This window comes from Bacillus sp. ISL-39, from assembly GCF_018613295.1.
GTDB lineage: Bacteria > Bacillota > Bacilli > Bacillales > Cytobacillaceae > Mesobacillus.
This window is the reverse complement of the sequence record NZ_JAGGQM010000002.1, coordinates 203901-224276: the sequence shown is the minus strand read 5'-3', so window position 1 is coordinate 224276 and position 20376 is coordinate 203901. Positions and strand designations below refer to the sequence as shown.

At 41.7% G+C, this 20376-nt stretch carries 19 protein-coding genes and 1 riboswitch; of the genes, 13 read left to right on the top strand and 6 right to left on the bottom strand.

Features of this window, described 5'->3' with window-relative positions; translation table 11 throughout:
* Positions 1 to 160 precede the first annotated feature (160 nt).
* From J7E37_RS02780 to J7E37_RS02765, 4 genes are all read left to right on the top strand, one after another.
* Positions 161 to 1342 carry an LL-diaminopimelate aminotransferase gene (locus J7E37_RS02780; RefSeq protein WP_215022335.1) on the top strand — a complete coding sequence of 394 codons (1182 nt, stop codon included), beginning with the start codon at positions 161 to 163 and terminating at the stop codon, positions 1340 to 1342.
* 82 nt (positions 1343 to 1424) lie between these two features.
* Positions 1425 to 1530, top strand: a riboswitch (SAM riboswitch).
* Between the two features lie 142 nt (positions 1531 to 1672).
* Positions 1673 to 2722 (top strand): LLM class flavin-dependent oxidoreductase, encoded by a 1050-nt coding sequence (locus J7E37_RS02775; protein WP_215022334.1) that lies wholly within the window; start codon positions 1673 to 1675, stop codon positions 2720 to 2722.
* Between the two features lie 30 nt (positions 2723 to 2752).
* Complete coding sequence (locus tag J7E37_RS02770) at positions 2753 to 3706, top strand: ATP-grasp domain-containing protein (protein ID WP_215022332.1); 954 nt, start codon at positions 2753 to 2755, stop codon at positions 3704 to 3706.
* A 209-nt stretch (positions 3707 to 3915) separates the two neighbouring features.
* Complete coding sequence (locus J7E37_RS02765; RefSeq protein WP_215022330.1) at positions 3916 to 4458, top strand: hypothetical protein; 543 nt, start codon at positions 3916 to 3918, stop codon at positions 4456 to 4458.
* A 54-nt stretch (positions 4459 to 4512) separates the two neighbouring features.
* Here the strand turns inward: J7E37_RS02765 and J7E37_RS02760 are convergent, their stop codons facing one another.
* Positions 4513 to 5349: a DUF2785 domain-containing protein gene (locus J7E37_RS02760; protein WP_215022328.1), complete on the bottom strand. Its 837-nt coding sequence runs from the start codon at positions 5347 to 5349 to the stop codon at positions 4513 to 4515.
* A 232-nt stretch (positions 5350 to 5581) separates the two neighbouring features.
* On the opposite strand from J7E37_RS02760, the gene J7E37_RS02755 reads away from it, so the two are divergent.
* Positions 5582 to 5773, top strand: a complete 192-nt coding sequence (locus tag J7E37_RS02755) for a hypothetical protein (protein WP_215022326.1) — start codon at positions 5582 to 5584, stop codon at positions 5771 to 5773.
* Between the two features lie 89 nt (positions 5774 to 5862).
* Here the strand turns inward: J7E37_RS02755 and J7E37_RS02750 are convergent, their stop codons facing one another.
* The gene (locus tag J7E37_RS02750) at positions 5863 to 7284 is read right to left on the bottom strand and encodes a VWA domain-containing protein (protein ID WP_353049980.1); all 1422 of its coding nucleotides are present in this window, start codon (positions 7282 to 7284) and stop codon (positions 5863 to 5865) included.
* 285 nt (positions 7285 to 7569) lie between these two features.
* Entirely contained in the window at positions 7570 to 8229 is a 660-nt protein-coding gene (locus tag J7E37_RS02745) for a YqcI/YcgG family protein (RefSeq protein ID WP_353049979.1), read from the bottom strand.
* A gap of 370 nt (positions 8230 to 8599) precedes the next feature.
* On the opposite strand from J7E37_RS02745, the gene J7E37_RS02740 reads away from it, so the two are divergent.
* Both J7E37_RS02740 and J7E37_RS02735 read left to right on the top strand, forming a co-directional pair.
* Complete coding sequence (locus tag J7E37_RS02740) at positions 8600 to 9172, top strand: hypothetical protein (RefSeq protein ID WP_215022322.1); 573 nt, start codon at positions 8600 to 8602, stop codon at positions 9170 to 9172.
* Between the two features lie 107 nt (positions 9173 to 9279).
* Positions 9280 to 9669, top strand: coding sequence for a thiol-disulfide oxidoreductase DCC family protein (locus tag J7E37_RS02735; RefSeq protein WP_215022320.1), 390 nt, complete (start codon positions 9280 to 9282; stop codon positions 9667 to 9669).
* 41 nt (positions 9670 to 9710) lie between these two features.
* Here J7E37_RS02735 and J7E37_RS02730 read toward each other — a convergent pair whose 3' ends face one another.
* On the bottom strand, positions 9711 to 11033 hold the full coding sequence (locus J7E37_RS02730; protein WP_215022318.1) for a DUF3238 domain-containing protein: 1323 nt from the start codon (positions 11031 to 11033) through the stop codon (positions 9711 to 9713).
* A 239-nt stretch (positions 11034 to 11272) separates the two neighbouring features.
* Here J7E37_RS02730 and J7E37_RS02725 point away from each other — a divergent pair, with 239 nt between their 5' ends.
* A complete protein-coding gene (locus J7E37_RS02725) occupies positions 11273 to 12202 on the top strand; it encodes a DMT family transporter (RefSeq protein ID WP_215022316.1) in 930 nt (309 codons plus the stop codon).
* Between the two features lie 1551 nt (positions 12203 to 13753).
* Here J7E37_RS02725 and fosM read toward each other — a convergent pair.
* Positions 13754 to 14173: a FosM family fosfomycin resistance protein gene (gene fosM, locus J7E37_RS02720; protein ID WP_215022314.1), complete on the bottom strand. Its 420-nt coding sequence runs from the start codon at positions 14171 to 14173 to the stop codon at positions 13754 to 13756.
* A gap of 181 nt (positions 14174 to 14354) precedes the next feature.
* Between fosM and J7E37_RS02715 the strand changes: the two genes are divergently transcribed.
* The 4 genes from J7E37_RS02715 (at position 14355) to J7E37_RS02700 (ending at position 16923) form a co-directional block, all read left to right on the top strand.
* A complete protein-coding gene (locus tag J7E37_RS02715) occupies positions 14355 to 15149 on the top strand; it encodes an NUDIX hydrolase (protein WP_215022312.1) in 795 nt (264 codons plus the stop codon).
* A gap of 207 nt (positions 15150 to 15356) precedes the next feature.
* Positions 15357 to 15782: a CPBP family intramembrane glutamic endopeptidase gene (locus tag J7E37_RS22420; protein ID WP_353049978.1), complete on the top strand. Its 426-nt coding sequence runs from the start codon at positions 15357 to 15359 to the stop codon at positions 15780 to 15782.
* A 218-nt stretch (positions 15783 to 16000) separates the two neighbouring features.
* Positions 16001 to 16498: a GreA/GreB family elongation factor gene (locus J7E37_RS02705; RefSeq protein ID WP_214782619.1), complete on the top strand. Its 498-nt coding sequence runs from the start codon at positions 16001 to 16003 to the stop codon at positions 16496 to 16498.
* 41 nt (positions 16499 to 16539) lie between these two features.
* Positions 16540 to 16923, top strand: coding sequence for a VOC family protein (locus J7E37_RS02700; RefSeq protein WP_214782622.1), 384 nt, complete (start codon positions 16540 to 16542; stop codon positions 16921 to 16923).
* A gap of 624 nt (positions 16924 to 17547) precedes the next feature.
* On the opposite strand, the gene J7E37_RS02695 is transcribed toward J7E37_RS02700, so the two are convergent.
* Positions 17548 to 18414, bottom strand: coding sequence for a PIG-L deacetylase family protein (locus J7E37_RS02695; protein WP_215022308.1), 867 nt, complete (start codon positions 18412 to 18414; stop codon positions 17548 to 17550).
* A 318-nt stretch (positions 18415 to 18732) separates the two neighbouring features.
* On the opposite strand from J7E37_RS02695, the gene J7E37_RS02690 reads away from it, so the two are divergent.
* The gene (locus J7E37_RS02690; protein ID WP_215022306.1) at positions 18733 to 20070 is read left to right on the top strand and encodes a S8 family serine peptidase; all 1338 of its coding nucleotides are present in this window, start codon (positions 18733 to 18735) and stop codon (positions 20068 to 20070) included.
* Positions 20071 to 20376: the final 306 nt, after the last annotated feature.

The window sequence follows — 20376 nt, the reverse complement described above, 5'->3', positions numbered from 1 at the left end:
AGCTTAATCAGTTGCAAGTTAAGGTGGATAGCAGCTCATATTATTTTTTTCTAGAACTGATCAAACGAAAATGCTATAATCGAATTTATATTTTAAAAATTCAGATGAATCAACCTCGACGAAAACATCATGAATGAATGAACAGTAAAGGGGAATGTCCATGAAAATCTACGGATCAGAAAAGATTAGAAAAATGACATCCAGTATTTTTCAGGAAGTGGTTGACCGTAAGCAGGCGGCCTTGATGAACGGGAAAGATGTGATCGACCTGAGTATTGGAAGCCCGGATTTTGGACCGCCTTCTTTTGTCATGGAGGAGCTTGCTAAATATTCGATGAATCCAGGGAAATATGGGTACACGCTTAAGGGAATTAGTGAATTTAACGAGGCGGTAAAATACTTTTACCATCAGCGTTATTCGGTTGAACTGGAAGCTGGAAGTGAAGTCCTGCAGCTAATGGGCTCGCAGGATGGGCTTGCGCATCTTGCTACAGCCATCATTGATCCTGGTGATTATGTACTTGTTCCAGATCCAGGTTACCCGATCTATGAAGCGAGTGTTACCATCGCAGGCGGCACTATTTATCCTATGCCTTTACTGGAAGAGAATAAATTCCTGCCGCAGCTTAATGAGATTCCTCTTGAAATTTTACAAAAAACAAAAATGGTGATCTTGAGCTATCCTGGAAATCCTGTCACTGCACTTGCTGACACCAGCTTTTTTGAACAGGTGATCGAATTCGCCAACGTACATAATATCCTAGTCGTACATGACTTCGCCTATTCTGAATTGATTTACGATCATAACCCGCAAATCAGTTTCTTATCCGTCCCTGGTGCAAAGGAAGTTGGAGTAGAGTTCAATTCACTCTCAAAGACTTTCAATATGGCAGGCTGCCGTATTGGATATGTAGCAGGAAATTCACAGGTCATCGATATTCTTGCTTCCTTTAAATCACATATCGATTACGGCATCTTTTACCCAATCCAAAAAGCAGCGATTGCCGCACTTACTTCTGATTATTCTTTCCTGAAGGATCAGCTAAAGCAGTATGAAGCACGGCGGGATGCTTTGGTATCTGGTTTTCGGGACAGCGGATGGGAAGTGGCTAATTCTCCGGCAACGATGTTTGTGTGGGCTAAAATTCCTGCCGGCTGGAAATCCCGCGATTTTGCCTTCAAGCTAATTGAGGAAGAAGGGATTGCCGTCGTTCCTGGTGATGCTTTTGGCAAACAAGGCGAAGGGTATGTCAGGATCGCTATGGTTCAGCCTCCAGAAAGACTAATAGAGGCATCTCGGAGGGTAAATAAATTTCTGTCAGGATTTCCGATAGAAATATAAAAATATTTCGATAAACGAATTGACTTTTGTTTGAATTTAGAATATTATCACTTTATTAAACTAAAATTTAATACATGATGTCTTCTTATCAAGAGAGGTGGAGGGAAAGGCCCTGCGAAACCTCGGCAACAGGTTCTGAAAGAATACTGTGCCAATTCCTGCGGACAATTTTGTCTGAAAGATGAGAAGAGAGTATTCTATGGCTCTCTTCTTAAAGAAGGGAGCTTTTTGTGTTTAGGAGGCTTAATTTTAAGTCTCTAATGTTTTTCCTGTAAAACCAACTTATCGGGTTGGTTAAGTTGAGTTTAAATGAGCAGAGGAGAGATTGTGATGAAGTATGGATTTTGGCTGCCGATATTTGGCGGATGGCTAAGGAATGTAGAGGATGAAAACATGCCGCCTACCTTTGATTATGCAAAGCAGGTGATTCAGTCAGCAGAAGAGTGGGGCTACTCAACTACTTTGATCGCCGAATTGTATCTTAATGATATCAAAGGCCCGGAGCATGACTCCCTAGAAGCCTGGACAACAGCTGCTGCTTTGGCTTCTGTGACTGAAAAAATCGAGATCATGGCTGCTGTTAGGCCGGGTTTCCACAATCCTGCAATCACAGCAAAGATGGCGGCAAACATAGACCAAATCAGCAACGGGCGATTTACCCTCAATGTCGTTTCTGCCTGGTGGGAGGAAGAAGCGCGTCAGTACGGCGGGATCTTTACCGAACATGATGAAAGATATGAGCGGACTACGGAGTTCATTGATGTACTCAAGGGACTATGGAGTGAAGATAGCTTCTCTTATGAAGGGAAGTTTTATCAGCTGAAGGATACGAAGCTGTTCCCGAAACCAGTCCAGCGGCCAAATCCGATTCTTTATGCCGGCGGGGAAAGTCCAAAGGGAAAACAGACTATTGTTGAAAAATGCGATGCCTATGTCATGCATGGCGGAACAGTAGAAGAAATTGAACAGAAAATAACCGATATGAAAGACCGCAGAGCTGCTACGTCAAATCCAGGACTGTCAGAGTTCGGAATGGCTGCCTATGTCATTTGCCGCGATACCGAAAAAGAAGCATTTGCAGAATTGGAACGGATCACGACTGTAAAAGAATCAAGTGCCTATGCGGGCTTTAAGGACTTTACAAGCAAATCCCAGCTTGAACAGCAAATTCAGCTTCAGGATTACTCGGTATCAAACCGTGGACTGAGGCCAAATTTAGTAGGGACACCAGAACAAATCGCCGAGCGGATATTGCAGTATGAAGATGCCGGTTTAGGATTGCTATTACTGCAATTCTCTCCGCAGCTCGAAGAAATGGAACGTTTCGCAAAACAAGTAATGCCGCTTGTTGAGGCAAAAAGAAAGCAAGCGATTGTATAATCTACATTAAACTAAGGGGAGGAAGAAATAATGAGCAAAGTATACATCATCCATGAAAATAGTGAATGGACCATTCATTTAACAAAGAGGCTTGAGGAGCTGGGGATTCCTTTTGAGGAATGGCATCTGGACGAAGGCCTGCTGGATTTATCGAAGGAACCGCCAGAAGGTATTTTTTACAGCAGGATGAGCGCTTCCTCTCACACAAGAGGCCATCGCTTCGCCCCTGAATATACAGCGCAGGTTCTATCGTGGCTGGAGAACAACGGCAGGAAGGTATACAACGGATCCCGGGCGCTGGAACTGGAAGTAAGCAAGGTCAAGCAATACCTCGAGCTGGCCAAGCATGGAGTAGAAACTCCGAGGACAATTGCGACTGTCGGGAAAAAACAGCTATTGGATGCTGCGAAGGAATTTGACGGGAAGGCATTTATCACGAAGCATAATCGAGCAGGAAAAGGTCTTGGGGTCCAGCTGTTTCAATCAATCGAAGCACTGAAGGCATATGTTGACGGACCTTCTTTTGAAGAACCGGTTGATGGTGTGACACTGATTCAGGAATATATCCAGTCCCCGGAGGGCTATATTACCAGATGCGAGTTTGTCGGCGGCCAGTTTGCTTATGCAGTGAAAGTCGATACTTCGGAAGGTTTTGAATTATGCCCGGCTGATGCATGCCAGATTGGAGACCTGTTCTGCCCGGTAGGTGAAGAGGTTGAAGAAAAGCCGAAATTCCAGGTAATTGAAGGCTTTAATGATCCCATTATTGAAAAATATAAAAGAGTACTTGAATCAAATAATATTCATGTTGCCGGAATTGAATTCATCAGAAACGAGGCAGGGGAAATCTTCACTTACGATATCAATACAAATACGAATTACAATCCCGATGCAGAGGCAAAGGCAGGAAAATTTGGCATGCTTGAGCTGGCAAAGTTTTTAAGAGAAAAGCTGGCTGCCGAGTACGGGGCTGTGACAAGATAAGCAGGGATTTCCCCTGCTTTTTTTGTTTTTTCTGAGGTAAAATGTGATAATCTATCTTGATTGGAAGTATCTTCAGTGTCCTGGCGGTGGGCTTTGGAGCAAACGTTTGGAACAATAAGAAATAATGTTTGGTTAGTTTTTGAGTATTTGGGTAAATTTTGAAACTTTTCCAGCGTTCTTCCGTATTAAAAGGTAAAGGGGGAGAAAAGATGAAAAAGTTATCATTTATTCTTATAATCCTAATACTATTGCTTTTCGGCTGCCAGCAAAAACAAAATGGAGCGCTCGATACTAGTAAACTCGAGAAAGTGGAACAAACCGGGAATGCCACCGAGGAACAGTTGAAAAGAATACCGATCTTATATAATGTACCATCCTTGAAAGTAGGCTTAGATGCATTGCCATTTGAAGTATACCCGCCTAAGGAACTTCCTTTTGACGGTATGCCGCTGAAAATGACCATTGAGGATTTCAAGCACGATGGGAAAGAGTTAAGAGTCGATTTAATGAGTGTTTCAAAAAACAAAGAAGATAACATCATTCTTATGATTTCTATCCATAACTTTAAAGTGGAATACGCCGAGTCGTTAGGGGATGAAGTTCAAATAACTGAAGAAGTCGCAGGGTACTATAACGGAACCCTTTCTTTTGAAAAGGATGGGGTCTATTATAATATTGGCTACAACAATCCGAATATATCCGAAGAGCAGATTAAGAAAGACACCATTTCATTGGCCAAACAAATGTTATAAGTATGAAAAGGACGCAAAGCACCTTTGCGTTCTTTTTAGTCCCCGAAAATTTCTTTATACTATGATTTGAGATTTTAAAATACGTTCAATCTCCTGTCTTGTATTCATCCCTGTGTTTAAAAACAGCAGCCGGAAGTAAAGCGATTTTATGAATTGATTTACATTCGTGTTCATCCGGAAGAAGTAAGGGGTATACCCAGCTGTATTTTTAATATCCACTACTTTGTTTGATAGATTCACAATCCACTCTTTTAATAGATGTTCATTCATCCCCTTTTCTAATAGGGCAAACACCGCATAGATAAGACGCTCATCTTCTTCATCGATATAAGCTGTATCTTTTAGGATGCAACCGCCGATTGTATTAAGGCATTCGCTTGCTAAAGATAAGTCAAATAATGGGTGCTTAACAGCCTCAGCCAAAAGGTCAGCTCCGTGCGCTATAGAATGGGCCCAGCCTTTTTCCTCGACGTATTTTCGAGTATCTTCTTCTTCTTTTAAATAAAGAATGCTGCTCTCTATGGCTTTAAGGGCTAATTCTTGCGAAAGAAATCGTTCTTCACGGTCCCTGTCTAAAATAAGCGCAATCACAAGGGTAGAAAATGCTCTCGTGAATACCGAATCATCGTCTGTCAGACCAATGCCTTTATATAAGTGGTTTTTGCCAAGACAGGTTTCGATTAAGTATGTCATTTGTTGATGATTTAAATAATCATCTTTCGTTAAATAATAAAATGAAGTGTAAATCAATTTATCCCTTAGTACGGGGTCAGTAGAACCGATATGCTCAACCATTTGTTGAATAAGATGATTAAGATCCTTGCTCTTAGCTGTTTCAGGTTTTTGAAAATCTAATTTTGTCAATTCTGACTTTAATTGCTCAGCATGCATAAAACTTCTCATCCTCCCCAGTGGGCTCTTAGTGATTTTAGCATATTTTACCTTGTGGAAATATACATACGATCAAAATTTCAAGAGTATATCTTTCTAATTCATCGCAAACTACCTTTAGGTGATAAAGATGAAAAAAATACTCTATTTTGTAATTTGGGTCTTCTGCATTATTCTACTGGCGTTCGCGTATGAGGATTATCTCTATTCAAATTTTAAGGTGGATTCTGCAGTGGGAATTGTTGAAGATAAAGGGATCAGTGTAGCAACCAGGAATATTTATGGGAATTTTGCAGAGGAACGGCAATACTGGATCAAACTGAACGGAGAAAAAATGGTTGTGAACAAATCTGTTTATGACGGTGCACAACAATACAAGAAAATCAAACTAATGATTACTAACCATGGTGTGGTGAGAGAATAGAAACTCTTGCTGGACAAAGTATAAGCCGAAACAAAGGGCCCTCTATCTGAGGGCCCTTTGTTTAAAATGTACAATTAAAACGAGGCGCATTACCACGTATCGCCGCGCTCTTTTTTCAGTTCTTTCATTTTCTCCACCCAGTCGTCGACTCTTTGCCTGATTTCCTTGCTTTCGGTCTCTGCTTTTTCACGATTGGTTTTGCTCATGGCGTAATGGAGTTCTTTCATGGCTTCACTGCGTTCAAAGCCCCAATCTCTTAACTCGGAATATTGTTCATCGCTGATCCAGCCTTTCTCGGACATGATGGCGGCTGCGTCGATGATCCGATGTGCTTCCTTTCTTCCAACGGTCCAAAGTTCAAGAGGGTACTTTTCTGCGACTTTGTATTCTGCGACCATATCCCATCCATCTGGCGCCATTGTAAATGCAAATGCCAGGTCGAGGGTGGAAGGGAGCCACTCGTATTGGATTGTATTTTTCAATTCCTCAGGGTTGTCAGCCTTGAAGTATTCTCCGTTTCCGGCTTCAGCAACTGCCTTCAACTGATTCTCTGTTCCACCATCTACATCGAATCCGATGATGTTCACTGTAGTTTCAGCATTCTGGGCCACCAGATCCTTGCTGGCCCCGACGGGATCACCATCACAGGTTTCGGCTCCATCACTGACAATGTAAATCGTTGTATTGCCGTCATAGCTGCTGCTCATCTCTGCGGCCTTTTGGATGGCACCTGCAAGTGGAGTCCAGCCTTTGCTATCAAATGAATCGACAGCTCCGTGGAAAACTTCTTTTTCGTATTTGCCCATAGGATATACTTCTTCAATTCCTGAGCAGGAAGCTCCTTTATCGGCATCTGAATCGGAGCCTTTATGACCGTATACTAGCAGTGAAACCTCACTGGATTGGCCAATCGTCTTGGCGAAGCTTTTTACCGCGTCTTTTGCGATTTCCATTTTGATACGGCCATCTGTTTGTTGAAGCATACTTGAGCTTGCATCAAGAAGGATGATCGCTTTATCAGAAGCCTTCGTTTCCTTTTCTTCACTTACAGACTTTGTCGGGTCAGGCAGGAAAGGCTCTTCGAAATGCGGTTCATAAGCTTTAGCATTTTCGATAATATGTTTATAATGTGGACTGGCTAGCAGGGAAACGAGTCCCTTTTTAATTGTCTCCAAGTCAGCTGCGCCATTGGCGAGTTCTTCGAGTTTCGCCGGCAGTTGATTTTTTAGCTCGGAGTCTAATTCAGGTGTATTGAAACCAATGTCTTCTATGTCCTTTTCATAGCTCAGGTCGCCCATCATCGAGCCGGGCTCCAGGTCCATCAGGCTTTCCTCTGTAACCTCTATACGTATATTCTTCAAATGTTCAGATTTAATCTGCTTTGTTACTTCCTTTTTAACAACTTCCTTAGCCGGTTGTTCGGCTCCGACTTTTTCATCCGGTTCATCACTGCTGCACGCAGAAAGAACGAGTGACGTGAATATCAAGAAAAACAGCGAATACCGTTTCACAAAAATCCTCCTCATCAAGTTTTCGCCTATGTAAAAAACATCTTCATAGAGTTTACCATGATTAGCAATGAGATTTGAAGTAATTTCCATGATATAGAGTGATTGTGAGTAAAAAGTCCAGCAGTGACAAAGAATACGGCTGAAATCATTAGGCAGTTGAATGAACAATAAAGCGCAGGAGCCAGCTTTCTGCGCTTATTTATCGATGCCAAGGAATCTAAGCACTCTATGGTATGGGCATTTTGATAAAGAAGTATCATCATCCCGGAGGAAGTACTGCCGCCATTAAAAATTATCCTCAGCTCCGTATGTGTTCAGATCTGGGTGAATCGCAATGCTGTCATATTTCGCAAGCCGTTCTCTCACCTGGGCCTTAATTCTCCCTGCATAACTTTGTGACTTATTAAATTCCTGCAGAACCCAGCGCGGAGTAATCGCAAGCATCATCACGTCAAAATGCCTGCTTTTCCGGTTTTTGTGTGCAGGGGTAGCACAATACATAAAATATTTCTCGCCACTGAAGCAAAATTCCCAAATAGGATCATGTGGGTCAGTAGGAATATCCTCTGGCCAATCAAATTCATCCAGTGTGCTTAGACCACTTAAATGATTCCAGAATAATTGTTCAAATTCTTCAACGGATTCATTCTTCATTGATTCAGGTGTCTCATAAAAAATAACCAAAGAAGTATAATTTCCTATCTCCTTTGAATGCTTTGTATAGCTTGTCAGTAAGCTGGCAAGTTCGTTAATCGTTGTTTCCATTCCTGGATTGCCAACAAATCCATATCGCAGCTGATTCATCGAAAATCCAATCGTTGCCGGGATGCATGGGAAGGGCTTTTCTTTATCGCTCATTTTAACGAAGAATTTTTCAAGTGCCTGCTTTTCCCAATCCTGCAGATCTCCCAGCGGTGAGGAACCATGTGTATACAAGCCAGTCATCACAGTCACCTCCCATAGCTTCTACACTATATTCAAAGCAAGGAGAATAGGATAGATGTCCCGGGGCAAATGGGCAGTCACCCAGAATTCACAAGCGTTATTCCTGGCCATAATGTTTATGCATCGGTTAAAAATATCATAGTAAAGGTCTGTTCAAGATTCTTTAATACCATTTAAAGTTCATCGGCTATTTTTTGGAATAAAAAGGGGATTGTTAGCATCGAGTTTGCGATTGTCCATGAAAAAATAATACATGAAATACTTCTTCAGGAATACATGTTAGAGATGGATTCAATTTGATTCCTTTACAAAGAGGATGTTTGAAGCCTTTCTTAGACAAAATCGATGATTTAAGCAGGGGGATATGCTTGTGGGTTTAATCAATTTATTTCAAAAAGAGCATCAGGCCATTCCTGGACATCATTCCAAAAATGTCAAGCTGATCACCGGTAGCCTGCTGGGGACGATTGCGGCGATTCTTCAATCAGCAGGATTATTCGGAGGACTTGGTTATGCTTTCAGCATTGCAGCTACAGGTCCTATTGTTCTGGCGACTGTCATTTCGGCCCGCATTGGTTTTCTCACTTATGTGGTCACTGCCATGCTATTAATTTTCCTCCAGCCGTCAGAAGTGCTTATCTTTGTATTTACGACAGGATTGCTCGGCGTCTCGCTGGGTACCGGATTTAAACTGGCAAAAAATCAAACCTCAGTTACAATCACTGGAGGGCTTTCCCTGGCATCTGGAATCTTAACCTTGCTGTACTTGTTCCAGTTTCCGGTGTTGGGTCCTGCGATCTCGAGCAAAATAAGTGTTAGTGTTACGATAGGAGTTATTGTTTTCAGTCTGTTGTACAGCTTTATTTGGATGCGCCTCAGTTTGGCAGGGATGAAATACTTAAACAGGCTCATGGTCAGAAGTAGCGTACTGGAGAAGAATTAACCAGAGATAAATCCTGAGAAAATTCTGAAGCGTTGTTTTATCTTCCTCAAAAAGGATAAATGGTACAATAGAGATATCACTCAATCTCAATTGAGGAGGGATGGAGCATGCAGCCTGTTATCTTATTCGATGGTGTATGCAACTTTTGTGATGCCAGTGTCCAATTTATCCTCGACCGTGACGACAAAGAGCTGTTCCGTTTCGCATCGCTCCAGAGTGATGCAGGACAGGAATTGCTGAAGAAACATAATGTGCCTGATGATGTGGACAGCATGATTCTGATCGAGAATGCGAAGGTTTATTATAAATCGTCCGCTGCACTGCGGATCAGTCGCCATTTGCGCGGAGCATGGAAGCTGCTTTATGTGTTCATGATCGTTCCAGCGCCAATCAGGAATATTGTATATGATCTCATTGCCAAAAACCGATTCAAATGGTTCGGCCAGAAGGACAGCTGTATGCTGCCTCCGCCTAATGTGCGAAAGAGATTTTTATAAGAGAAAAAACGGAAAAGCTGGCAGTCAGCTTTTCCGTTTTTTTAGTTAGTGAAAGTAGAGTAGCGCCAGTAATGATTGGCCATTGGTTCTGCCATCATTTCGAGACCTTTGCTGTGAGCCTGGTGGATGACATGCCACTCATCTGTGCCTGGTTCCTTAAGATATACCTCATGCTCAGGCGCCTGATCGTGGATTCCGACAAGGTCATATTCGTTGTCATTATAAAAGGTTCCGCAAACATGATAGTCAATGGCAGGGGAGACGACGAGCGGATTGCTGACAGAATGGTTCAGGTGAAACTTGACTCTGTCATCGTCTGTAAGAACCTTTTCCAATTGAATTCCTTCGTCAGAAGCGCTCGCGGTTTCTATAGGTTCCTGTTCACTGTTAAATGCTTCTGTTTTACTGGTAGCCTTGCTAAGAAGGGCAGATGGATTTTCAGTGTCGATAAATACGTCGCCTCTGGTCCTGAATTCAGAGGACTCAGGATCGAATGAGCGGTGGTCGCCTTTGAAAACCTGCTCCTGTGATGCGGCATTTGGATTTTTAAGCCATTCTTCTTTTAAAAAAGTTGTGTACCTAAACTGCCAGTTTCCTGGATTAAGCTTTCTTTCCTGCGGGGGTTTCAGCAATTCCTGTATTGGTCCAATCCTTTTTGTGATAGTAAATTCCTCATCAGCAGCCATTTCAGTGGAAGAATCTTTCTTGATTGCCCCCACCGCATTGGCGATAACCGATTTCAGCTCCCACTTTACCTGTTCGGAACGCTGCATAGGCCGTCTGGCTTCAATCCTGTAAATATAATTCTCGTGATCATCAATCCCTTTATCGATAAAAGCACAGGAAGTCACTGTTTTCAGCTTTACGCCATTCCTGAAAATACTATACTCTGTAACACCCTCGATCGGTTCCCATTCAAAACTGATTTGACCAGGAGTAACTATTGTTGTTATGAGCAAATCCTCAAGAATATTCTCTCTTTCCCTGAAATCAACTGCTGTAGTTGTTTGGATTCGCATTCTGTCCAATACATTGTCTTGGTCATCAAGGGTTTCTATACAGTAGGTGTAAAGGGTTCCTGGAACAAGGTTTTGGTCCACCAGCTTTGGCTCCAATCCTTCGTATACGAGTTCATCACCTCTAAATACACGATAAGGCCTGTTCATACCCTTCCATTCAAGCTTGATATGTTTAGAGTCCTGCTCAATATTTTTAAGCATCCTTGAGTGGGAAAAAGCGGCAGTCTTGCGCCGGCGATTCCATTTGACAGCATAGAGTGTCCCGGCAATTCCTAGAGCAGCAATCGGTAATATCTTGCCAGTCCGATATTGTTTTAAAGTTTGCAATTGGGTCTGACTATTCATTCATCCACCACCTTGATTTTTTTATTATTTACCCAAAGTAATGACATTCTAATAGAGTGTCTGTCGATTATGGACTGGTAAAATAAGGTGCAGCAACTCTAGTTTAGATGGCTATTTATGAATGGCATTTGTTTTTTTATGGTAAGATAATATTTAATGAGATAGACGGTGCCCGGAAAGGTAGATTTCCGGTCTTGTAGATTTATATATATTTCAAGTCAAAGACAGGAGCGGTGGCAATGGTACGTTTAAAAGGAATACTCATGATTGTCATTGGAGCCATGCTCTGGGGAATGACGGGGTCGATCACGGAGTGGGTGCTTGCTAATACTGAATTATCAGTTCCTTTTATCCTGACAATCCGGATGATGATTGCCGGAAGCAGTATCCTGGCGTTCCTGGCAATCAAAAAAGAAGATATCTTCACAGTGGCGAAAACGCCATACTGGCGGAATCAGCTAATCGTATTCAGCATTCTTGGAATGGTCGGGTTGCAGTATACTTTTACCATGGCCATTGAAGCAAGCAATGCTGTCGTAGCAACCTTGCTGCAATTCTCCGCTCCAATCTTTGTCGTACTTTATGTTTCTTTTAATCATAAAAAATGGCCGCCGCGCTATCAGATGCTGGGGATAGCTGGTACATTGGCCGGGCTGTTTCTGTTATTGACGAACGGTTCCATTAGCAGTCTGCTAGTCAGTTCTGCTGCCTTGCTATGGGGAATAGCGGTGGGGCTGACATTTGCTTTCTATACCCTTTACCCGGCTCGCTTAATGAAGGAATGGAGCGTACTGGCGATTGTTGGCTGGAGTATGCTGTTTGGCGGAATTGTTCTGGGATTAATGAACCGGGTTTGGATGAGCAATGAATGGCTCATATTGGCTCAGCCGAAGATGATTTTTATCATGGCCATCTTGATTTTCTTTGGCACATTGGCCTTCCTGCTATTCTTAGGCAGCATGAACTATATTACTGCAGTTGAAACTAGCATTCTATCAAGTGTTGAGCCTTTAACGGTTATGGTCATTTCAGTGATATGGTTTGATACGATGCTCCAAAGCGTCCAGCTGATGGGAGCAATGATCATGCTCATCTTCGTGACCTGGCTGTCGATCGGCGATAAGAAAGTGTCAGTTGAAGGACAAGTTGTTAAGCAAAATAATAGTTAAGGACTAGAGCCGCCAATTTGGGCGGCTTTGTTTTTATTGGGCGTGTTAAATTTCTATGTAGGTTAGACTTCGGACAAGTTTAGAGGAAACCGGTGGAGGTTTGTCTGAACCCAGGGCGACTCTGGACAAAATCAGAGGAAGCCACCGGACTTTTGTCCGAACCCCGGGCAACTTCGGACAAAATCAGAGGAAGCCACCGGGATTTTGTCCGAACCCCAGTCAACTTCGGACAAAATCAGCGGAAGCCGCCGGGATTTTGTCCGAACCCGTGGCAACTTCGGACAAAATCGGAGGAAACCGCCGGACTTTTGTCTGAACCCCGGGCAACTTCGGACAAAATCAACGGAAGCCGTCGGACTTTTGTCCGAACCCGAGGCAACTTCGGACAAAATCGGAGGAAACCGCCAGACTTTTGTCCGAACCCAGAGCAACTTCGGACAAAATCAGAGGAAGCCACCGGGATTTTGTCCGAACCCCGGGCAACTTCGGACAAAATCGGAGGAAACCGCCGGGATTTTGTCCGAACCCGTGGCAACTTCGGACAAAATCGGAGGAAACCGCCGGACTTTTGTCCGAACCCAAGGCAACTTCAGACAAAATCGGAGGAAACCGCCGGACTTTTGTCTGAACCCCGGGCAACTTCGGACAAAATCAGAGGAAACCGCCGGGATTTTGTCCGAACCCAGAGCAACTTCGGACAAAATCAGAGGAAGCCACCGGGATTTTGTCCGAACCCCGGGCAACTTCGGACAAAATCGGAGGAAACCGCCGGACTTTTGTCCGAACCCAAGGCAACTTCGGACAAAACTAAAGGAAACCGCCGGACTTTTGTCTGAACCCCGGGCAACTTCGGACAAAACCAGAGGAAGCCGCCGGACTTTTGTCTGAACCCAGAACAACTTCGGACAAAATCGGAGCAAGTCAAAGGGAATTTGTCCGAACCCAAGGCAACTTCGGACAAAATCAACGGAAGCCGCCGGACTTTTGTCCGAACCCGATGCAACTTCGGACAAAACTAAAGGAAACCGCCGGACTTTTGTCCGAACCCCGGGCAACTTCGGACAAAACCAGAGGAAGCCGCCGGACTTTTGTCCGAACCCAAGGCAACTTCGGACAAAACTAAAGGAAACCGCCGGACTTTTGTCTGAACCCCGTGCAACTTCGGACAAAACCAGAGGAAGCCGCCGGACTTTTGTCCGAACCCAAGGCAACTTCAGACAAAATCGGAGGAAACCGCCGGACTTTTGTCTGAACCCAAGGCAACTTTAGACAAAATCAGCCGAAACCGCCGGACTTTTGTCCGAACCCGATGCAACTTCGGACAAAACTAAAGGAAACCGCCGGACTTTTGTCCGAACCCGATGCAACTTCGGACAAAACTAAAGGAAACCGCCGGACTTTTGTCTGAAACCAGAGCAACTTCGGACAAAATCAGCCGAAGCCGCCGGACTTTTGTCTAAACCCAAGGCAACTTCGGACAAAATCGGAAGTTTCCAGCAACAAGTTGTCTAAATCAAGCGTGAGCTTCGAACACTTTACGTCTTTCTAAATCTAAAAAAACTCCATATGTCCTTTTTCTTGTTTGTAATAATCAATTCTATCTTGTAACGTCCCCGTATGGAACTCGAATTTATGGCCATCTGGGTCCGTAAAATAAATAGACATTTTATCTTTTTCATCTCTAAGGCGGCCTGGTAAAATATTTACTTCTAAATCTTTCAACCTGTTATACATGGGTTCAAACTCTCCTTCATCAATTGAAAAAGCTATATGTGTATAAGATTGGTGTATTTCTTGACGAGGTATGTCTTTCTCCACATTCAGGGCTAGCCATATACCATTAAGATCGAAGTAAGCGGTAGTTTTGCCTTTTACTAACAATTTTGCCTCAAATACGTTTTTGTAAAAAGCAATTGATCTTTCCAAATCAGAAACAGAAAATAATAAATGGTTAATCCCCTTGATCGCCACTTGTCTCACCTCAAAATAATTTTACCTGCAGGAAAATCTATTCCTATAAATAAAATATCAGAATAACCAAGTCCCTTGATGTTTCTTTTAAAAATTTCTAAAAAACCGTTCGGTACTTTAAAAAAAAAAGGATTTTCATCATCGATGTGGAAATTAAAGGAAGAGAAAGGGGAGCTGGATAATGATTTTTATGAGAAATACATACAGTATACAGCCTGAAAGATTGAATGAAATGAATCATTTCTTTCATTCATATGTTTACCCAATCCATATTAAAAATGGAGCTAAATTAATTGGGCGCTGGGTGAATGATACAAAAGAAGAAATTCTGGTTATTTGGGAATATAGCAGCATGGAGCTTTATGAAAGAATCAATAGTTTAATTGAAAATAGTGAAGAGTACCAGTCAGCGATGGAGGAGTTAGGCGAAATTCAAATAGAAGCAGAAAAAGATTTCTTGTCTTCAACTGCTTCCTATCATCCGCCTAAACATATATTGTCTGTTAGCGGATATATCACAAACAAAGATGGCGATGTACTCCTAGTCAGGAATTTTCACCGGTCCGATACAATGGAAATGCCTGGCGGCCAGGTAGAAGAAGGTGAAACATTGGAAGAGGCCATTCACCGCGAGATATTTGAAGAGACTGGAATTAAGGTGATCTTAAATGGTATAACAGGCATTTACCAAAACGTGACGAGCGGAGTTACGTGTGTAGTTATCGGAGGTGAGTATCAGTCTGGTGAAACCAGGACAGCTGAGGGTGAAACTTCAGAAGTCTTTTTTACAAAAATAACGAAAGAAAATATTGAACAAATTATTACGAGGGAACAATTTAGAAACAGGGTTCTGGACGCAATGGATGCTAACTACATCCCATATGAAGCATTTAAAGCAAGACCTTACGAATTAGTCAAAAGATTTGATGTGAAAAAAGAGTATAACGTGGAACCTTCCAATACAGGGACATATTAGTGGTCGGAGGGATAAGAAATAAAAACCAAAGCCACTCTGTACATATTGACCCTAATATTTACTGGTTATTTAATTAATAACCTCTCAAAAATAAACACTGACTTAAGTGAGTTTGAAACTGTATTCTGGCTATCCACATTTTTATCTGTGACATTCTGTTTTGGTGTAACAAGACAAATCATTGTTTCATTAATAAACCTCAGTGTCATGAAAAACCTATCAACATATTTTTATATCCTGGTTACGTTAATTTTACCTTATATGATTCTTATGTTGAGTTTTCAATATGAAGTATTATTGGACAAGCGGCTAATCTTTTACTATAAAAACGGACTTTTAGAAGGAAAGACTTCCATTGGTCTATTAAATGCAGTTTTACTTACTCCGATATGGGAAGAGATGTTCTTCAGAGGTGTTTTGCTATTCACTTTACTAAAGTTCACCAAACCAGTCTTGGCAATTTCATTATCTGGAGTTGTTTTTGCATTATTTCATCCTATGTATTGGATTGTTACCCTAGCTTCAGGCGTGCTTTTATCCTTGACAGCTTATAAAACTAAATCTTTGATTCCATCGTTTATTTCCCATTCACTATGGAATTTGTATAGTGCAAAATTCTTTCTATATTTTTAACAAACCAGATTTGCTAAGTCTGTAATTCAATAATGTAGATAAATAATTTATACTTCATACCTTAAGTACGAAACCCGTATCTTTGACAAGCGTAAGATTATATTTAAACCGAGTTTCGGGGTATATTAGAATGGTCGATGGCTTTTTAATTTTAGAGCGATTGGTTGAGAGATTTCTTATTACTGGTTAAGTTAATACTAAATTTAGAGGAGATTATAATGTCTGTTAAAATCACACCTAAGGGAGAGCAGCTGGTTCTTCAACAAATAGCAAATTTGGAACAAGAGCTGAAGCAAGTGCGATTGGATAAAAATATTGCCTTTAATGCTTGCGGGGACGATAAGATTGCTAATCCTAATTTTCATAAATTAGAGCAGGATGAACGTGTATTGGTTGAACGCATTCAAGAGATCCAACATGTATATAAGACAGCTGAATTGATTACGGTTGATGAGCGTAATACTGAAACAGTAGAGATTGGCTCAATCGTGAAGTGCTCATTTGAATACACAGATTTTACGGAAGAAGAAGTATATGAAATTGTCGGTTACGGCGAGTCGGATATAGACGAGAACAAGATATTCTATGATACACCAGTTGCGAAGAAGCTGATAGGCTTAAAGATTGGTGACGAAACGGTGTTATCAGTTCCTTCTGGAAAAGTGAAATGCAAGGTTTTGCAAATGTACAGCGGATGGGAAAAAGCAGAGGGATAAATTGTAAGGGGAAAGTGAAAATCGAAGGAGGCGAAAACTGTATGAAAATCATTGTTACGAGTATATTTGTTCAAGACCAAGAGAAAGCATTGAAATTTTATTCGGAAACACTGGGATTTGTAAAAAAACATGATGTTCCCGCAGGAGAATTTAGATGGATTACGCTTGTTTCGCCCGAGGAGCAAGATGGTACTGAGCTTTTGCTCGAACCGAACAACCACCCAGCTGCTAAAGAGTATCAAGAGAAGTTATTTGCTGAAGGTATTCCAGTAACAATGTTCGGCGTTGCGGATATACATAAAGAGTACCAGCGATTAGTGAAAAACGGTGTGAGGTTTACGATGGAGCCGACAAAAATGGGCGAACTTACAATTGCGGTTTTCGATGATACATGCGGCAACCTTATTCAAATAATGCAGAATTAACTATTTGACGAATTTAAATGTTCCCTATCAAATAGATATTTAATATAAACGAGCGTTGATCCATCATCTGGGATTAACGCTTTTATTGTGAGTAATTACGTTTTTTAGAGAAGAGTTGGATTTGTGTAAGCGAAATTGATTAAGAAAAAAACTGCCCAAGGATTGAGCAGATTAATCGGATTAGTCTATTGAAAAAAGTGGAATAGAAGCATAACGAGAAGACCGGCTACACTGGAGACTCTTTTTATTTTTTTGTTTGCTGCGGGCTTGATAAAAAGTGAAATAATAAAGCCCAGAGGTATCAGAAGTCCATTGACTTTGAGATTGAAAATTCCAAGGGTATAGTATCCTATCAGTTTCAAAGGTAAACCCTGTTCATCCACGTCTCTATTTTGGTTGAGGTAGATGAAAAATAGAGTTAGAAGAATCAGTCCTAATATAGTTATGAAAGCATCCACTCAAATTCTCCTTTATATATAATGTTTTTATACTACCATAATTTTACACTTGTTGTGTGTTTTAACATAAATTTTAAAATGCTTCTGTAAAATGACAGCCAGCACTCTTTTTCGTCTCTTAGGAATACTCTGGATAAAAACGTACAGTAGAAATATAGACGACTGTTTATTTAGTTTTCACTAAATGATAATACTCACGGTCGAAGATTCGATAATAAATCCAAGATGGAACTTTGTCATGATATGGCTGCACACTTGCTACGGTTTTCCATTGTGTTTCATGTGCAAGCAGTTCTTGTTTGCGTGATGATGCCTCGGATGCCATTGGGAAGGCGATGGTTGGCTCTGGCAAACCCTTATCCCGTGGGTATCTCTCTTTAAAAGTAGGAGAAAGCTTGAGAGCAAGATTAATCATTGGTTTGGGAAGGGTGGCGAAATAAAGCCGCTTCACAGGAGAATCCTCTTTTTTCATTTCCGCTGTAACGACTTCTTTTGTCAATTTGCTCATTACTACATGATCAGGATGTCCGTACAAACCGACTACATCATCGTAGGTAATGACAGTTGTAGGCTTATATTGATCAATTAATTCAGTAATTGTTTCCTTGATGTCCTCATGATTCGCATCAGCCAGGCCGCTGTCAGGGTAATCATAGACTTCAAGATGGTCAATATTGAGGATTTCCGCTGATTTCTCCAATTCCTTTGTCCGTGTTTCCCCCAGCTTCTCTTTAGGCACAAGTCCACCAGTTCCGCCGGCCTCCCCTCTGGTAAAAGTAGCGAGGACAGAGGTAACATCTTTATCTTTATTCAACTTATGGAACGTTCCGGCTATCATGATTTCATCATCTGGATGAGCAAAGATGGCCATGATTCTTTGAGGCGCTCCACCAGGCAAAAGCTCCTCCGAAACCCGGATATTCTCATCATTCACATAAAAGTTAGCATACAGTACCGCTCCAGCAACCAGCAGCACCAGCAGACCTGCAGTTGAAAGCAGGATAACGATCAAAGGTTTTTTCCAATTTTTCATCAGTTTCCTCCTTAGGAAAGACTATTAATCTAGTATATGAGCTAACTGATGATTCATTACGACTATGTTTTATTAAAATGATAAAGTTAAATATAAAATTATTATGTAAACAACTAAAAAGTCTTCATTTGCTATATAAATTTATAAAGAGTATTTAACTCAATAACTTGATGCCCACACTGGGTCTTCCACCCCAGTACCAATGTAATCTTTTTCTTCCTTTTTATTATCGAAAACACTTCTTTCGCCCAATTACATAATCATGCAACAGTTTTTATAATTAAACTGTACATATTTCGAGATTCGAAGGAGGATGTTATGAAAAAGGTTCTATTGCTTTTAACTGTTTTCCTGCTAGCTTTGGGGACAGGCCAGTTTCCTGCGACCGCACAGGAATCGGCCGGGAAGGATTACATTGTAGTATTAAAATCGGGTCAAACTGACAATGCCTCTCTGCAATTACTAAAGGATTCTGGTGCTGAAATTCTTATGGACGCTTCGCAAATTGGCGTTGTTAACGTAAGGTCCTATGATCCGGGGTTTCTTGAAAAGCTGGAAGGAAACTCACATATCCTCGCTGTTTCCGAAGATTTAGATATCCGTGTTAACGAAGAAGAAGGGTCAGTTTTAAGCCTTCATGAGAGTGGAACGGAATCCCATGAAAGAGCTGATCTGTATGAACAATATCAATGGGATGTTAAACGAGTGACTGAAAATGGAAAGTCTTGGTCGATCAACGCTGGGAACAAGGAAACACTAGTTGCGGTTATCGATACGGGTGTGGATTTTAGCCATCCTGATTTGAAAGAGAACCTTGTATTCGGCAAGGCTTTCTTCCCTGGAGCACAGCCTGAAGATGCATTTAAAGATGCAGGATCTCACGGCACGCACGTAGCTGGAACAATTGCGGCTAACGGAAGAGTGATGGGGGTCGGACCCGAGCTTGCGATTGCTTCCTATCGTGTATCTAATAATCAGGGTCGAATGAACTGGACGGGAATCTTAACGGCGATCACGACTGCTGCTGATGATGGTGCCGTTTCAGCGAATTTAAGCCTCGGAACTTACAGCCTTATGAATGATAAGCAGGACCGCGCGCTTCACCTGTCCTCTCAACGGGCTGTGCAGTATGCTCTGAAAAAGGGTATGCTGATTATTGGGGCGAATGGCAACAATGGAATGGATTTAGGGAAAAGAATGGAAACGGATAAAAAGACTGGCAAAGTATATGACGGTCCATTGTTTGATACTTTTACCAGTATCCCAGGTGTGATTGGTGTATCTTCATCAACAAACCGTGACACTTTAGCTTATTATTCGAATTATGGATCATCAAACGTGAACCTTGCCTCACCAGGGGGAGATTATGGACCTAACTGGCCGAATGAAGCCGGAGATACAACCCAGAGGGATTTAGAGGCGCGGACTTTATCAACCATACCGGTTTCCCAGGGTTCGTACGGTTGGAAAATCGGAACTAGTATGGCTGCCCCTAAAGTAGCTGCTGCTGCTGCTCTTGTTAAATCACAGTTTCCTCATTTGTCAGCTCAGCAGATTTCAACTCACCTGCAAAGAACTGCTGAAGATTTAGGGGAGCCGGGTCATGACGAGTATTTTGGCCATGGATTGGTGAACGTTTTTAATGCATTACAATAATGAAGAAAGCTGAAGAGTAACTGCTTCAGCTTTTTTTATATCATTTTCCGAACAACATAGATTTCTTATAAATAATTTAATTCGAGTTGAGGAAAATACAAGAGAGGGTAAAAGTTTCTCTATTATTTCAAATCGTCCAGCTTATACGAAAAAGTTTTTAGAATTCGTTTCTCTCCTTTTGAATTTTGAGGAATTTGAGCAGGAACCAAACTAAAAATACAACTGGAGCCAGAGAAAAGAACAGTGTTACGATCGGCAGAAAGGAAAATAGATTCTCAGTTACCATGTTAAACCTCCTGGATTTGG

What these genes read in the sequence shown, in the direction of transcription:
- J7E37_RS02765 (WP_215022330.1), top strand. Translation starts at nt 3,916, where the DNA reads ATGAAAAAGTTATCATTTATTCTTATAATCCTAATACTATTGCTTTTC.
- J7E37_RS02780 (WP_215022335.1), top strand. Translation starts at nt 161, where the DNA reads ATGAAAATCTACGGATCAGAAAAGATTAGAAAAATGACATCCAGTATT.
- J7E37_RS02700 (WP_214782622.1), top strand. Translation starts at nt 16,540, where the DNA reads ATGAAAATCATTGTTACGAGTATATTTGTTCAAGACCAAGAGAAAGCA.
- J7E37_RS02715 (WP_215022312.1), top strand. Translation starts at nt 14,355, where the DNA reads ATGATTTTTATGAGAAATACATACAGTATACAGCCTGAAAGATTGAAT.
- J7E37_RS02735 (WP_215022320.1), top strand. Translation starts at nt 9,280, where the DNA reads ATGCAGCCTGTTATCTTATTCGATGGTGTATGCAACTTTTGTGATGCC.
- J7E37_RS02705 (WP_214782619.1), top strand. Translation starts at nt 16,001, where the DNA reads ATGTCTGTTAAAATCACACCTAAGGGAGAGCAGCTGGTTCTTCAACAA.
- J7E37_RS02730 (WP_215022318.1), bottom strand. Translation starts at nt 11,033, where the DNA reads ATGAATAGTCAGACCCAATTGCAAACTTTAAAACAATATCGGACTGGC.
- J7E37_RS02760 (WP_215022328.1), bottom strand. Translation starts at nt 5,349, where the DNA reads ATGCATGCTGAGCAATTAAAGTCAGAATTGACAAAATTAGATTTTCAA.
- J7E37_RS02775 (WP_215022334.1), top strand. Translation starts at nt 1,673, where the DNA reads ATGAAGTATGGATTTTGGCTGCCGATATTTGGCGGATGGCTAAGGAAT.
- J7E37_RS02745 (WP_353049979.1), bottom strand. Translation starts at nt 8,229, where the DNA reads ATGACTGGCTTGTATACACATGGTTCCTCACCGCTGGGAGATCTGCAG.
- J7E37_RS02770 (WP_215022332.1), top strand. Translation starts at nt 2,753, where the DNA reads ATGAGCAAAGTATACATCATCCATGAAAATAGTGAATGGACCATTCAT.
- J7E37_RS22420 (WP_353049978.1), top strand. Translation starts at nt 15,357, where the DNA reads ATGAAAAACCTATCAACATATTTTTATATCCTGGTTACGTTAATTTTA.
- J7E37_RS02725 (WP_215022316.1), top strand. Translation starts at nt 11,273, where the DNA reads ATGGTACGTTTAAAAGGAATACTCATGATTGTCATTGGAGCCATGCTC.
- J7E37_RS02695 (WP_215022308.1), bottom strand. Translation starts at nt 18,414, where the DNA reads ATGAAAAATTGGAAAAAACCTTTGATCGTTATCCTGCTTTCAACTGCA.
- J7E37_RS02690 (WP_215022306.1), top strand. Translation starts at nt 18,733, where the DNA reads ATGAAAAAGGTTCTATTGCTTTTAACTGTTTTCCTGCTAGCTTTGGGG.